Source organism: Streptomyces sp. BRA346 (genome assembly GCF_052851135.1).
In genome coordinates this window covers 41,556-54,680 of the sequence record NZ_JAIWIH010000043.1, presented here as the reverse complement: position 1 = coordinate 54,680, position 13,125 = coordinate 41,556, and the positions used below count along the sequence as shown (strand labels likewise).

Annotated in this window: 10 protein-coding genes and 1 pseudogene; 3 read left to right on the top strand and 8 right to left on the bottom strand. The window is 71.6% G+C overall.

What is annotated here, in order from left to right; all coding sequences use genetic code 11:
- The 3 genes and pseudogenes from LCH29_RS37215 to LCH29_RS37205 all read left to right on the top strand — a co-directional run.
- A pseudogene (locus tag LCH29_RS37215) lies at positions 1 to 557 on the top strand (DUF2637 domain-containing protein); the annotation flags it as partial.
- A gap of 1,344 nt (positions 558 to 1,901) precedes the next feature.
- On the top strand, positions 1,902 to 2,438 hold the full coding sequence (locus LCH29_RS37210; RefSeq protein ID WP_446466104.1) for a hypothetical protein: 537 nt from the start codon (positions 1,902 to 1,904) through the stop codon (positions 2,436 to 2,438).
- A gap of 442 nt (positions 2,439 to 2,880) precedes the next feature.
- Positions 2,881 to 4,746, top strand: coding sequence for a hypothetical protein (locus LCH29_RS37205; protein ID WP_446466103.1), 1,866 nt, complete (start codon positions 2,881 to 2,883; stop codon positions 4,744 to 4,746).
- A 127-nt stretch (positions 4,747 to 4,873) separates the two neighbouring features.
- Here LCH29_RS37205 and LCH29_RS37200 read toward each other — a convergent pair whose 3' ends face one another.
- From LCH29_RS37200 to LCH29_RS37165, 8 genes are read right to left on the bottom strand one after another with little or no spacing between them, the layout of a single operon-like run.
- Positions 4,874 to 8,191, bottom strand: a complete 3,318-nt coding sequence (locus LCH29_RS37200) for a LysM peptidoglycan-binding domain-containing protein (protein ID WP_446466102.1) — start codon at positions 8,189 to 8,191, stop codon at positions 4,874 to 4,876.
- Positions 8,192 to 8,668, bottom strand: coding sequence for a TadE/TadG family type IV pilus assembly protein (locus LCH29_RS37195; protein ID WP_446466101.1), 477 nt, complete (start codon positions 8,666 to 8,668; stop codon positions 8,192 to 8,194). It lies immediately after the preceding gene.
- Between the two features lie 2 nt (positions 8,669 to 8,670).
- Positions 8,671 to 9,117: a TadE/TadG family type IV pilus assembly protein gene (locus LCH29_RS37190; protein ID WP_446466100.1), complete on the bottom strand. Its 447-nt coding sequence runs from the start codon at positions 9,115 to 9,117 to the stop codon at positions 8,671 to 8,673.
- Position 9,118: 1 nt separating this feature from the next.
- Positions 9,119 to 9,547: a TadE family protein gene (locus LCH29_RS37185; protein ID WP_446466099.1), complete on the bottom strand. Its 429-nt coding sequence runs from the start codon at positions 9,545 to 9,547 to the stop codon at positions 9,119 to 9,121.
- Entirely contained in the window at positions 9,547 to 9,756 is a 210-nt protein-coding gene (locus tag LCH29_RS37180) for a hypothetical protein (protein ID WP_446466098.1), read from the bottom strand. Before LCH29_RS37180 ends, LCH29_RS37185 begins: the two co-directional genes overlap by 1 nt.
- A 46-nt stretch (positions 9,757 to 9,802) precedes the next feature.
- A complete protein-coding gene (locus LCH29_RS37175) occupies positions 9,803 to 10,690 on the bottom strand; it encodes a type II secretion system F family protein (protein WP_446466097.1) in 888 nt (295 codons plus the stop codon).
- A complete protein-coding gene (locus LCH29_RS37170; RefSeq protein WP_446466096.1) occupies positions 10,687 to 11,616 on the bottom strand; it encodes a type II secretion system F family protein in 930 nt (309 codons plus the stop codon). Before LCH29_RS37170 ends, LCH29_RS37175 begins: the two co-directional genes overlap by 4 nt.
- Positions 11,613 to 13,022, bottom strand: a complete 1,410-nt coding sequence (locus LCH29_RS37165) for a CpaF family protein (RefSeq protein WP_446466095.1) — start codon at positions 13,020 to 13,022, stop codon at positions 11,613 to 11,615. Before LCH29_RS37165 ends, LCH29_RS37170 begins: the two co-directional genes overlap by 4 nt.
- Positions 13,023 to 13,125: the final 103 nt, after the last annotated feature.

Genomic DNA, 13,125 nt, shown 5'->3' with positions numbered 1-13,125 from the left:
CGGCGCCTTCGCCAACGTCTTCCCCATCGGGATCGACGCCGGGATCTGCGTCCTGCTGGCCCTGGATCTGCTGCTGACCTGGATCCGCATCCCCTTCCCCCTGCTGCGCCAGACCGCGTGGATGCTGACCGCGGCGACCATCGCCTTCAACGGCGCCGCCGCCTGGCCGGACCCGATCGGCGTCGGCATGCACGGCGTCATCCCGGTGCTCTTCGTGGTCTCCGTCGAGGCCGCCCGGCACGCGATCGGCCGGATCGCCGACATCACCGCCGACCGGCACATGGAGTCGGTCCGCATCGCCCGCTGGCTGCTGGCGCCGATACCGACCTTCCGGCTGTGGCGCCGGATGAAGCTGTGGGAGCTGCGCAGCTACGACGAGGTCATCCGGCTGGAACAGGACCGGCTGGTCTACCAGACCCGGCTGCAGGCCCGCTACGGGCGGCAGTGGCGCCGCAAGGCCCCGGTGGAGGCGCTGATGCCGCTGCGGCTGGCGCGCTACGGGGTGCCGCTGTCCGACACCGCCCCGGCGGGCCTCGAGGCGGCCGGGCTGGAACCGTCTGCGTTCTCCCCCGCCGCCGCGCTGCCCAGAGGACGGGCCACGGCGCAGGAAGTGACCGGGGAAGCGGCCCGTCAGCCGGGCCACGAGACGGCGTACCAGACACCCGGCGCGAACTCCTCCAGCCACCCGAACGGCCCTGTGATGGACCCGGCCGGGCAGCGGCCCCAAGCCCTACAGCTCACGCTGCCCCAGCCGAACATGGGAGTCGCTCAGAGCGCGTATGTCCCGGAGCAGCGCGACCAGGAGCAGCCGTACGTCGAGCACGGGCATCCGGGGCAGCGCGCCGCGGCGGCGATGCCGGACGACGTCTCGCGCGATGAGGTGTTCTACGCGGCCTACCGCCAGTACCTCGCCGACAACGGACGCTTCCCCTCCGCGTACCAGTTCGGGCAGCGGCTGCGGGAGACCTACGGCGTCGCCGACCTCAGCAACGACGAGCTGACCGGCTACGTGAACCACTACAAGGACCGCTCCCGCGGCACAACCGATGAAGGCTCCGCCACCCCGCTCCCGCCCGCGCACGAACAAGGGCGCGAGCTCGTCGGCGCCGGCCGTGCCCGCCCCCTGGGCCCTCAACGGACCATGAACGGGCATGATCACGGCACGGCTGTGCCGCGGCAGCGGGGCCGCGCACCAGAGCCCGACCACGAGGGCCCGTCAGGTGCCTCGTACTCCGACGGGCCGCAGCGGGCTCGCCCGGGTGCCCACCCGCTCGGCGACACCTCCCGACCGAACCTCGCCAACTCCGGCGCCACTCCCCCGGCCGAACCCTTGTTGCCAGCGGCGCCAGCTGACGAGCACGGCGCTTCCGGCCCGGGCCGAGGACCGGCCGAGCCGCAGGAGGCTGCGGAGCCCGGTCACATTCCCCAGAAGCAGTCCCCCGCTGCCGGGACCGTGGCGGACCGCTACTACACCGCCTGGCGTTCATATCGCGAGGAGCATGGTGCCCCGCCCAATGGCGAGCAGCTGTCTGAGTGGCTCCATGCCCGTGGCGTCACCGGCAGGAACGGCAAGGCGGTCAGCCCCAGCACCCTGCGCCGCTACATCTCCTCCTACCCCTGCTACGAGGTCTGGGCCGAGCACGCCGAAACCTATGGGCAGGAGCTGACCGCGGAAGAGCTGGAGCAGCTGCTGGCCGACCGTGGGCTCATGCGCAACAACGGGGGCACGGCGTGGACCGTGGGCGATCTGGAGCGCCTCCTGCCCGACTTCCAGCGACGCCGCCAGCTGGGCCTGTCCACCGACTGATCAGCGCTCATCGCCAACCGCTCCCCGTCCCCCGCCGCCCGCGGACAACAAGCACGGCACGAAGACCCCTCGACCCCATCACCCTGGAGGCGCTGTGACTGACCAGACGGGACGAGGCCACGCCCGGCAGAGCCGGACCACAGCTGCTCCCGCTGTGCACCTCGACGGACACCTGGTACGGGGCGGCGCACTGCGCATTGACCCTGATGCCAGCTCGCTGCGCATCGACCTTCCCGGGGAGGCCACTGCGCAGGACGACCTCCTGCGGGAGCTGATCGGGGACACCATCGACCGCGGCCACTACCACCGCCAAGCGCCCATGCACGTGCACGGCAGCGGGCAGCGCATGCAGCTCCCGGTGAACGTGGCCGCCTGGGCACTGGCCTGCGCCTGGCGAGGGCTGGACCTGCCGTACCTCCTGTACGGCCCGGTCGTCGTCACCGGGCCGTACGTCGGCCGTGTTTTTCGAGGGCTGGACGAACGGCTGGTCTACGAAGCTGAGGACGTGGCCCGCCGAGTGGGGGAGCTGCGCAATGAGTGGGCAACCCGGGCTCCGGTGGACGAGTCCGCTGCCCGGCGTGAACTGCTCGCGTACGCCCGGCGAGCCGTGCGCTCGTCGGAACCATCCTGAACGGTTGCCGCGAGCGCGCGCAGGGACAGCTGCGCAATTGATCTTGGGCTTTGGTGACCGAGCCAGTCCGGGCTGTGTAGCGCCTCGCCCGGCCGATTGCGCAGCCTGAGCCGGTCCAGCGAGGACTGGTCGAGGACGATTGCGCAGCCCCTGGTCATCGAGCCAGCGGAAGCAGTGCGTCTCGCCGGGCGTGCCGACCGAGATGCATCGAGCCGGTACCGGCTGATCGAGGGACCTGCACTCGATGTAGTTGGAGCATGACGGACGGGTGGGTTAGATTCCTCCCGCCTGGCCTCGGACGCGGCCAGTTCTGGATGCCCGACCCGACCGCTGGCATCGGCAGAGAACCTACGTCGCTCGCACTCGTGATTCTCATGTGCTGTTGCTGTGTTGACTGCGCCTTCGCTGCCCGGGTCGGGGGGTGGCCTGGAGGAAGCGCGCCATGTACAGCATTGACCAGCTCAGCAACGCCGCCGCCGACCTGACCGGTGAGTCTTTGGAAGGCGCTCGACTGCGCCTCAGCACGCTTCAGTGCTTCGGTCAGTTGATCCCGGCTGCCTCGTCGCAACAGGCGCTGCTGGAATCCGTGCTCGCTTCCGTGCTGGGCGCGGTCGACGGGCAGTGCCGACCGTTCGGAGTACGGGAGGCCAAGCCCGTGGACGAGGGCCTGGCGCTGCGGGTGGAGCGGGCCGAGGAGATCAACGCGTTGCTCGGGCTGCTGCCGTACCGAACGAAGAAGGGCCCGTGGTGCGGAGTGCGCGGACTCGTCGTTCAGACCGACGGTGCCCGGCTCCGGTTCGGTATCCGCCCCTGGCTGTACGAGCGGTTCTGGCGGTCGGCCGAACCGGCGGTATGGGTGGCCGGACCGCACAAGGAAGACCTGGAAGCTCTGCTGGCTGCCCACGAAGAGCAGGTCCGGGCGGCCGGGAACAGCGTGCAGTGGGATCCGCAGCACCCCGACCCCGGGCCCAAGCGACAGGAACCGGTCACGCGCAACCTGATGCGCCGACTCGGCGCCTCCTCCGCGATGGGCAGTGCGTTGCTGCGGCGTCCGCGTCTTTGGGACAGCCTGGTCGGCTACGCCGGGGTGCGGCTGGACACCCGGATGACCGACTACGGACTCGACTGGATCGTGGAGCGTGAGGTGACCGGTCCGGAGTTCGACGACGCCCGGCTGAGCGAGGTACTCGCCGACCACATCGTGGGCTGCGGACTGCGCGTCCTGGACCATGAGTGCGGCACCACGGAGTGCACCTTGCGGCTGGCGCCGCGGCCCGGCGTGCGGGGCTGGCGGGGCGTGCTCACCGTGCACAGCCGCCGAGCCTCGTCCAGCACGCACGTTGAGATGCCCGGTCCACGACCGCTGACGGCCACCGGCGATTGTCGTCGCATCAGCCGTCCGCCAACGAAGCCCAGCAGTCCGGACCATGGCCTTCTGGACCGCGGCGGGGCCGTCATCCAGCTCACCGGCGTACCACGCGCCGATGGAGTCCGCAGAGACGACCTGTCCTGGGTGGCGGAACAGATCGCGGCCGTCTGGACAGCCCAAGGACTGGCCACCGCGGTCGTCCTCGCTCAGGACCAAGACTTCGACTTCAGCTTCATGAACCCAGACCAGCCTGCATGGGCCACGACCTCGGTTCCGGAAACCGCCCCGGGATGGCGGCGGCTGCGTATTGCCCCGCCGCCCGGAGAACTGTGGTCGTTGGAAATCTCCCCCAACGAGGCAGCGGTCGCCGCCGCGTTGGACGACGCTCGACGCGCCTACGACCGCATCATCCTGATCGACAGGCACGACGACTGGCCCTACGAAGACCAACCCCTTGGCACGCTCGCCGATGCGCGCATCCTCGTGCACCGGGCAGTGCCCTACGAGCGGAGCATCCCCATCCCCGTCACGACCGGGCAGGACACCAGGGCTGTCCTGCTGACACCACCTGAATCGGCCGTGCAGTGGCGCCAGCAGGAACTGGGCCGATGGACCCCGAGGCGCCCAGTGACCGGGATGCTGCTCCTCCACCGTGCGGACCAGAACGTACCGCTTGATGACTTCGACCTGGCCGTCGAGGGCCAGCTCGCCCGCTACGGGACACCCGTCCTGGGACGCTTCCCGACCAACAGGGAGACCGTCTGCGACCCCGGGTACAGCCCGCACCCGCCCACCGTCCTGGACCCGCCAGCCGAACAGCCCACACATGCCCAGATGACCACCGCAGCAGACGCGCTCGCCCGCCACCTGTGGCCTGACACCCCTCGTACCGCCGAGCTGGCCGAGACGCCAAACGCCTGCCCCTCATCGTCGGATTGATGCGCGCACGGAAGCGGGGCGACGGCAGTGCCTCCGGGCGTCTCGCTTCCCCGCAGAAATGCTGCGCAATCGAGTCGAAACATGGCTGCGCAACGCCTCGGCTACTGCGCAGCCCCGTCCAGGTGCTCTACACCACGTCCTTGGACGCGGGGTCGGCGAGGAGAGATTTGATCAGCTCCTCGGTCTCCGGGTCGAGGTCGAGGTCGAGGGCGCGGTTGGCCTGCTGGAGGGCGGTGATCGCGCTGTGCAGTCCGGCCCGGTTGCCCGCCCGGTGCTCGATGCGCATCCAGTCGCGGTACAGCAACTCGGCGTGCGGCTCGACGTCGATGCCGACGGCGATCGCGCGGCGGGCGGCGTCCAGATCGTGCTGCGAGGTGTGGGAGGAACGGTAGGTGGCCAGGGTGTGGGCCACATCCACCACGCGGCTGATCATCTCCTGCTGAAGGGGCGCAGCCCAGGGCAGGTCGCGGCCGCCGAGGGGCCTACCGCGGACTAGGCCGAGTGCCTGTTCCAGGTCGCTGACGGCGGAGACAGCGGAGCCGGAGGCCAGCCCGCGCTCGGCGAGCTGCTGGAAACGCGTCCAGTCGCAGCGCACGGCGGGGGAGAGGCGGTAAGGGTCGGATCCGCGGGTCCGACGCGGCACGTACGGATTGCCTTCGGCGTCGGTGCCGAGGCGGTTGCGCAGCCCGTACATGCGGGAGTTGAGGGTGGCGGTGGACCACGGGGTCACGGGGTCCATGGCCTCGCAGATGCCGACGGCGTCGCGGTGCGGCCGGAAGTACAGCAGGAGCGCCAGCTCGGACAGCTTGGGGCCATGGCCGGAGGCGCCGATGCCGGTGACTTCGAGCGGACCGAGCACCCGGATCTCCGGTGCGTGCAGATCGCGTGCCGGAGAAGTCTCCAACTCGGGAGCGGCCCCAGCCTTCCCGCTGGGGACGTCGACAGCCTCGCTGTCGGGGCGGGCGTCGTCGGGGTCCTCGGTGTCCTGAGGCTGTTCGCCCGCAGGGGCCGCGGCGGCAGGATCCAGGAGAGGCTGGGTGGTGGGGGAGTCGGCGTCGGGATCGGCGTCTTGGGGTTCTGCGACGGGGGAGAGGAGCCGGAGCCCGGCCGGGTCGCCGACGGCGCCGAGCAGAGCAGGGAAGGCATCCCCCTGAGGCGGCTGGCCCTCGGCGGCCGCAGCCTCAGGGGGCGCCTGCACATCGTCCGGAAGAGAGGCCGGGGTCGAGTCGTCCGGCTCGGACGGCACGTTCTCCCACACACCGTCAGCTGGGCGGGACGGTTCGTCGGCGACGGCGAGCGTCTCCACGAGCTGCTGGTAGTCGTTGGCGGAGACGGCCTGCAACCGCAGCCGCACGCCGAGCGCCTCCAGCTCCTGCGGGGTGTCGGTGGAGCGTGCATCCACCCGGACCGCATCGGGGAAGAGCGGGCTGATGCCGTCGGCGGGAAGCACCGCGGCGACCCGCAGGCCCCGCGCCCTGTCGAGCGCGTCGGCCAGCTGCCACGCCTCCTTCTCGGTGATGTGGGTGGCGCAGATCAGCATCCACGGCAACTGGGCACCGAGCTCGGGGTCCTGGTGGGCTTCGAGAAGCCGCTCGCCCAGGTCCCGGACGGCGGCCGCGGCGTGGGGGAGATGCCGGACCCGGCTGGTGGGCAGCAAGTGGGGCAGCTCGCGGCCGAGCCCGACGAGGAGGATGTCGGCCTGGTCCGCCCACGGGCTCATCCCCGTCTCCAGCGCGATCGCCGCGCACACGGCCGCGACCTGGTCCGGGTCCCCGTCGATGAGCAGGGTGCGCAGCTGGGGGAGGTTGACCAGGTGCAGATCGCCGTCGTCGTCAGCGCCGAGCGTCGCCAGGCCCGGATAGGGGGCCGGGGCCTGCCGCGCCTGGTCCGGCTCCAGGAGGTCGGCTTGCCTGTCGAGGGTCCACCAGCCCGCCTCGGCGGCGGTGAACGGCGGCAGGGGGGCCGCAGGTTCGTCGGGAAGCAGGCCGACGGTCTGCGGGGTGACCCGCGCGCCCCGTACCGGAGGCAGACTCGTGCCGGTCTGGTCGGCGTGATGGGCGAGGGTGCGCAGCGCGGTGTCGAGGAGTTCGGCGCTGGCGGGGGTGGCACTGGCGGTCAGGGCCTGTTCCAGGCGGCTGGTGTCCTTGGGCATGGCGATGGTCTCGCCGGGCTTGCGGCGGCGCTGCTGGATCAGACGCCGGATGCCGAGGCCGCCGACGACGATGGCGGCCAGCAAGGCACCGATACCGGCGATGGTGCGCATCTGGATGCCGTCCGAGTGCGCGGCGGGTTCGGCAGCTGGCTGGTCTGGCTGCCGCTCCGGAGCGGTCGGTTTCGGCGTGGCCGGTGGTCGTGCCGATTGGGTGCTGTCCTCGCCGCGCTGGTGGTGCGAGGGGTTCTCCGAGCGGTTGCTGGCGCCCGGGCTGGGGGTCTGCTGGCCGGGGTGGGAGGGGGCCGTGGTGCCCGGAGCGGGGGAGGAGCCGCGGTCGCCGTGGTCTTGTGAAGGAGCTCGTTCGCTGTCGCGTTGCGAGGGGCGGTCTCCGGGGGACGGGTCGGAGATGGGGAGGGCGAGCCGCTGGCCGGGGTAGATCTGGTCCGGGTCGGTGAGGGTGCGGGCACCGGGGGTGGTGGGGTTGTCGTTCAGGTCGAAGATTTCGCTGTAGCGGGCCGGGTCCCCCAGCTGGGTCTCGGCGATCGCGGAGAGGGTGTCGCCGGGCGCGACGGTGACGGTGCGGGTCGGGGTGTGCGGCCGCGGGGGAGAGGCGTCGGAGTGGTCGGCGGCGGGCAGCAGGAGTGTCCAGCCGGGCTGGAGGAAGGCGTCGGCGTCGAAGTGGCTGCCGTCGGCCATGGTGCGGCCCTGGTTCAGCTCGGCGATCGTCGTCCAGAGTTCACCGCGGCCCAGTTCCCTCTCCGCGATGCTCCACAGGCTCTCGGCTGGGCGGGCGTCACGCACGGTGTAGGTGCGCTGCCCGCTGGAGCGCTCGGCCGCCTTCTGCTGCGGGGCCTGATGGTCGGCGGGCCGGGCGCCGGGAGAGGGATCGGCGGTGGAGGCCGCGGTGGCCGATACGGGGGTGGCCAGCGCGGTGCCGGTCGGCAGCAGGACGAGGATGCTGCTGATCAGGGTGGCGGCCGCGCGGCGGCTGACGGTGAGACGACCGGGGCGCAGCGAGCGGCCGCGGAGCTGGGCGGGGATTTCGAGCAGGACGCAGAGGGTGAAATGGGCCCAGGCGATCCAGGCGATGCCGACCAGGGCCAGGAGGAAAACGCTTCCGGTGTCCTGGCGGTCCAGGAGATGGGGCAGGTCGTCGTGGGCGCTGGCCCAAACGGGCCCGGTGACCATGGCCAGCAGGACGGGAAGCCCGATGACGGCCGCGGCCAGGACCAGGAGGCTGGCCAGGGCGCGCAGAACCGCGCGGCGCGGCGCCGAGGGCGGGGGAGTGGGCATTTACGGGCCTTCCTCGGGACTGTCCACACCGTGGAGGAGCGTGGCCTGTCCGTGTCCGCTCACATCCAAGGAGGTGACGCCGGCGACGGCCAGGAATTTGGTGTTGTAGACGGTGCGCGTGGTCACCGTCAGAGTCTTGCCGTCGGGCGAGACGCGGACGCTGCCGGCGACGCCGGTGGCCCGCAGATAGGAACGGGCCGCGGCCTGGGCGGCCTGCGGATCGGCGACCAGCGCGCGGCCGGGGATGGCCTGCCCAGGATCGATCGCCTGGCCGCCGGCCCGGGCCGCCTCGGTGGCCAGGGCGTCAGCGCGCTCTGTGGCCCGGGCCTTGCCGCCGCCGTCCACGGCGATGCCGATGATGGCCAGCAGCGGCAGCACGCATATGGCCAGGAAGACAGCCACACCGCCGCGGTCTCCCACCGGACGGCGGGCGCGGCAGAACGCGGCGATGCCCGGGCTCCAGCGGATTCTTCGCATCCTCAGGCTCCTTCGCGTTGCCGGTACTGGTCGACGACGGAGGTGAAGGTCGACTCCAGCGTGCGGGACCCGGGGACGGGCAGCAGCAGGTCGGCGAGCTCGACCGTGCACCGCACGGTCACGGTCACCGAACCGGCCTGCCCCAGCGGAGCGTTGAGGCCACTGGTATCGACCGCCACGCTGGTGCTCGCGCAAGCGACGCCCTGGTCGGACAGGGACTCCTCGGCCGCCGACTGGGCTGCCTCCTGGGCGGCCGCGGCCGAGCGCGCGAGGGAGGCCTCGCGCGCGGCGTCCTCGGCCGCCGCGTCGATTTTCGAGCCCGAGATCACCATGCGACCTCCGGCGAGCGCCAGACACAAGAACATGATCAAAAGCGGGGTGATGATGGCGGCCTGAACCGCTTCACTGCCCCGGTCCTCGGCCAGACGATCACCAACCGTGCGCGACACGTCAGCCTCCCGGGGTGGTGAAGCGTTCCACGGCCCCGGACGCGGACTGGGTGACCGCCAGGTCGGGCACGAACGGCAGCAACGACGGCGCCGCCCCGTGCACCTGGACACGGACCCGCTCCCCGGTGCTTCCGGCCGTGGAGACCGTGGCGCCGCGCAGACTGTCCCCAGCCGTGCGCTCCAGTACCTGGCGGGCACGTGCCGCCCCCGCGCCGGGGCCCGCCTGGTAGGTGCGCCCGGCGGTGACGCCTTCACGCGCGGCGGCCAGGGCGATTTCGCGTGCGTAGTACCACATGCTGGCCTGCACGACCGCGACCGTGAGCAGGATGACGACCGGGAAGACGATGGCCATCTGGACGCTGGCGTCGCCGCGGTCGCCGGCCAGACGTGCTCTCCACCGGTCCCAGACGCTCGGCACGGCCGCGGCCATCAGATGCCCGACAGCTTGCCGTTGTACTTCGCGATCACCGCGGCGATGGTCCCGGCGATCAGGATGGCTCCGGTGATGCTGGCCACCCAGATGATGACCGTGGTGATGCTGATGTCGCCCCGGTCGGGACGCCGCCGCATCTCCTCCAGCCGCTCGTCCAAAGCGGCGAGGACGACGGCCGCCTTCGCGGTGATGAAACGCGTGGACACGATTCCATTCCCCTCTACTTTTGCTGATGCGTGGTCAATACGGTGGTCAGGCGGCCGTGAGGATGCGCAGGACAGCCGGGAACGCGATCAGCAGCATGACCAGCACCGCCAGCAGGGCGCCGGGGGCGGTCATCTTCTCGCTGTCCGAGTTCGCCTCAGCGGCCTGCGCCTCCAGCAGCTCGGTCCGCAGACTCAGCGCGCGCGCCCGCAAGCTGGCGTAGACCGCGGCCCCGTCATGCGCCGACCGGCGCATGATCTCGGCGATGTCTTCCAGGACGGGAAGCTCCAGCTCGCGGTGGAGGTCCTCGAGGGCCTCCCACGGTGCGATGCGGTCGACCCGCGCCCGCAGCAGCGCCTGTTGCAGCAACTGGAACGGCCACCCCTGCCCGACGCCTGCCGCGCGTTCCATGGCCTCGGTCGGTCCGGCGCCGCCCGCCCGCTTGAGAGCCACCAGGTCCAGGTAGGCCGTGATGCCGTGGGCGAACTCCTCCCGGGCGCGCTTGGCCTGGTCCCGCACTTGCAGATCCGGCACGACCCACAGCAGGGCGGCGACCGCCAGTCCAGCCACGCCCGGCACATACAGGGGCACGCCCGCCCCGAGCAGTAGCCACGGAGCCGCGGCCACTACCGGCGCCAGCAGCCCCAGAACGGCCAGGGCGACCTTGGTCAGCAAGAACCGCTCCGGGGTCTGCCGCAGCAGGGCGAGGTTCCGGGTTGGCATCCGTACACCGGGCAGACTGCCGAGCCGGTCGACCAGCCACCGGCCCCACACCGCGTCCCGGTCCCCGGCCGCCTCGCTGAGATCGGCGGCCCCCGGCGGGGTGCGCCGCAGGGCTGCGGCCAGCGACGGTTGCGGGCGCACCAACTCCCGCACCAGCAGAGCGACTCCCGCGCCCACGGCGCATCCGGCCACCACAGCAGCGCTGTTGATCACGATGCCTCCAACGGTTCGGCCGCCGCGACCGGCTCGGCGGCCGCGCGGACCCGGCTGCGCGGGTCGGCAATCAGGAACCGGGGCACCGGGCGGTGCTCGGCCAGCGACCGCATCCACGTCAGCACCGCGACGAACCCCGCGGACACCGCGGCCAGGACCAGCTCGCCGAGCAGACTCCCGTACGGGGCGGTGTAGCCGGGCACCAGAAACCCGAGCCCGACCACCCCGACGGTGATGAGCGTCATCCACCGCACGGTCTGCCGCGGCTTGGCCCGGTCCGCTTCGATCTGGCGCCGCTTGCCGACCTCCTCACGCACCGTCTCGGCCAGGTCCTCCAGCGACTGCGCCAGCCCCGGGCCACGGTCGGCGATCGACAAAATCAAGGCCGCGACCACCTTGTCCGCGGTGATGTCGCCCAGCTCATCAGCGAACTCCCGCAGCGCCTCCTCCGGCGCCCAGCCCAGCTGGAGCCGATCGGCCAGGGCCGCGACCGGCTCTTCCAGCACGGCCGGAGCCCCCTTCCGGCTGGCGATCAAGGCCTGTTGCAACCCCCGGCCCACCCGCAGACCATCCGCCAGCTGGCGCGCCCAGTGACTCAGCGCCTCCAGCTGCACAATGCGGGTCTGCGAGGAGCGGGTGGGCGACAGCAGCCAGGGCACCCCCACGACCACGAGCCCTGCCAGCGCACCGGCCACGAACATGCCGGTCACCAGCCAGACGACCAGACCGAGCACGCCACCGGCCACCCAGCGGGCCCGCCGCCGCATCCGCTGCTCCACCGGATCCGGCTGACCAGCGCTCCTGGCCCGCCACCGGGCAAGCCAACCCGGCCGCGGGGGAGTGGTCGTACCGGCCACCCCGGCGGCCAGCGCCACCAGGCCACCGACCAGGGCCATGCCGCACACCACCATCATCAGCGCCGTCATGCCGCCCCCACCTTCAGCGACAGCGGCTGCCCGGCCCAGCTGTCGTACGACGGGCTGAGCAGGTGGTCGGGGAACCCCACGCGCCGCAGATCCGCGATACACGCCGGGTACATGCGCGGTACCGCCCGCACTTCGCCGAACTCCTCACCCGGGGTGAAGATCGCGTTCGTGGCGGGGCGCCCGTACTCCCCGGTCCCGGTCACCTCCAGCACGTGGCTGATGAACCGGTGCCGCTGCCCGCCGATCTGTGTCTCGTCCAGCATCCGCACGAACACGATGAAGTCCAGACCGTTGGCGGCCTGCCGGTAGGCCAGCTGATCGCTCATGTTGCCCTGCGCCAGCAGATACAGCTCGGCGATCCGGTCGAAGACCACCGATGGATCGGAGGCGTGCAGGGTGCACAGGTTGCCGCCCTGTCCGTTGGTCATTGCCTGGAGCATCGCCACGATCTCCGGACCGCGGACCTCCCCGACCACGATCCGCGACAGCGACATCCGCAGCGCCCGGTACATCAGGTCCAGGAGCGTGATCTCTCCCATGAGCCGTCCGTCCGGGCCGCGTTCGCCGTTGGACTCGCGCGCCTCCATGGCCACCACCTGCTGGTGGAAGCCGTTGGTGTGCGCGAACAGCTCGAACTCGGTCTCGATGGTCGCGAACCGCTGGTTCGGGTCGATCTCCTTGAGCATGGCCCGCATCAGGGATGTCTTGCCGCTCGCCTGCGGTCCGGCGATCAGCACGTTCTTCTCCGCCTTCACGCAGGCGGACAGGAAGCTGGCCAGGGTGGGGTTGATCGCGCCCAGGCGGACCATGTCGCCCAGATCCGCTTCCTGCACCCGGTGCCGGCGGATCGTTACATACGTCCGCGGGCTCACCGCCGTGACCGCCTGCAGCCGCGATCCGTCCTTCAGCCGCAGCGCGAGCATCGGGCTGGCAGTGGTCAGAGTGCGCTCGCTCTGCCCTTCGTCCGCGCTGGCCAGACGCCGCAGCAGCTCCAGCAGTTCCTCTTCGGAGTCCGCCACCGGCGCCACGCGCTCCCGGCGCCCCCCGGCCAAGTCCAGCCATACCTCGTGGGGGCCGTTGATGAAGATGTTCTCCACCAGATCGTTGTCCAGATGCGGCTGCAGTCGTCCCGCCCGGAACAGCTCGTCGAACACCGCGCGGGCCAGCGCCGCGTCCTCCGCCGGGGTCGGGCTGACCCCGCGCTCGGCCGCGGCCGCGTCCGACCACTCCGCCACCGCCGCGTTGATCCAGTCCCGGGCCCGCTGCTCGACGCTCGCCACCGCCACCGACGGCTGCGTCTTGCGGTACTCGGTGATCTGCCGGGCGATGCGGTCCTTGACCAGTGCCACGGCCTGACGGTCGACCACCACCTGCGGCACCCCATCGCCCAGCACAGCAGAGGGCACTGCGCCCACCGGCGCACCGGCAGACTGAACCTGCCCCGGCCCGGCGGCAGCGGCCGGACCATTCCACGGCCGCGGGACCCGTACGCTCGGGTCCGGATGCAAA

Bases quoted from the DNA above. Each gene is read 5' to 3' on its own strand.
- LCH29_RS37205 (WP_446466103.1), top strand. From the start codon at position 2,881: ATGTACAGCATTGACCAGCTCAGCAACGCCGCCGCCGACCTGACCGGT.
- LCH29_RS37200 (WP_446466102.1), bottom strand. From the start codon at position 8,191: ATGCCCACTCCCCCGCCCTCGGCGCCGCGCCGCGCGGTTCTGCGCGCC.
- LCH29_RS37195 (WP_446466101.1), bottom strand. From the start codon at position 8,668: ATGCGAAGAATCCGCTGGAGCCCGGGCATCGCCGCGTTCTGCCGCGCC.
- LCH29_RS37185 (WP_446466099.1), bottom strand. From the start codon at position 9,547: ATGGCCGCGGCCGTGCCGAGCGTCTGGGACCGGTGGAGAGCACGTCTG.
- LCH29_RS37170 (WP_446466096.1), bottom strand. From the start codon at position 11,616: ATGACGGCGCTGATGATGGTGGTGTGCGGCATGGCCCTGGTCGGTGGC.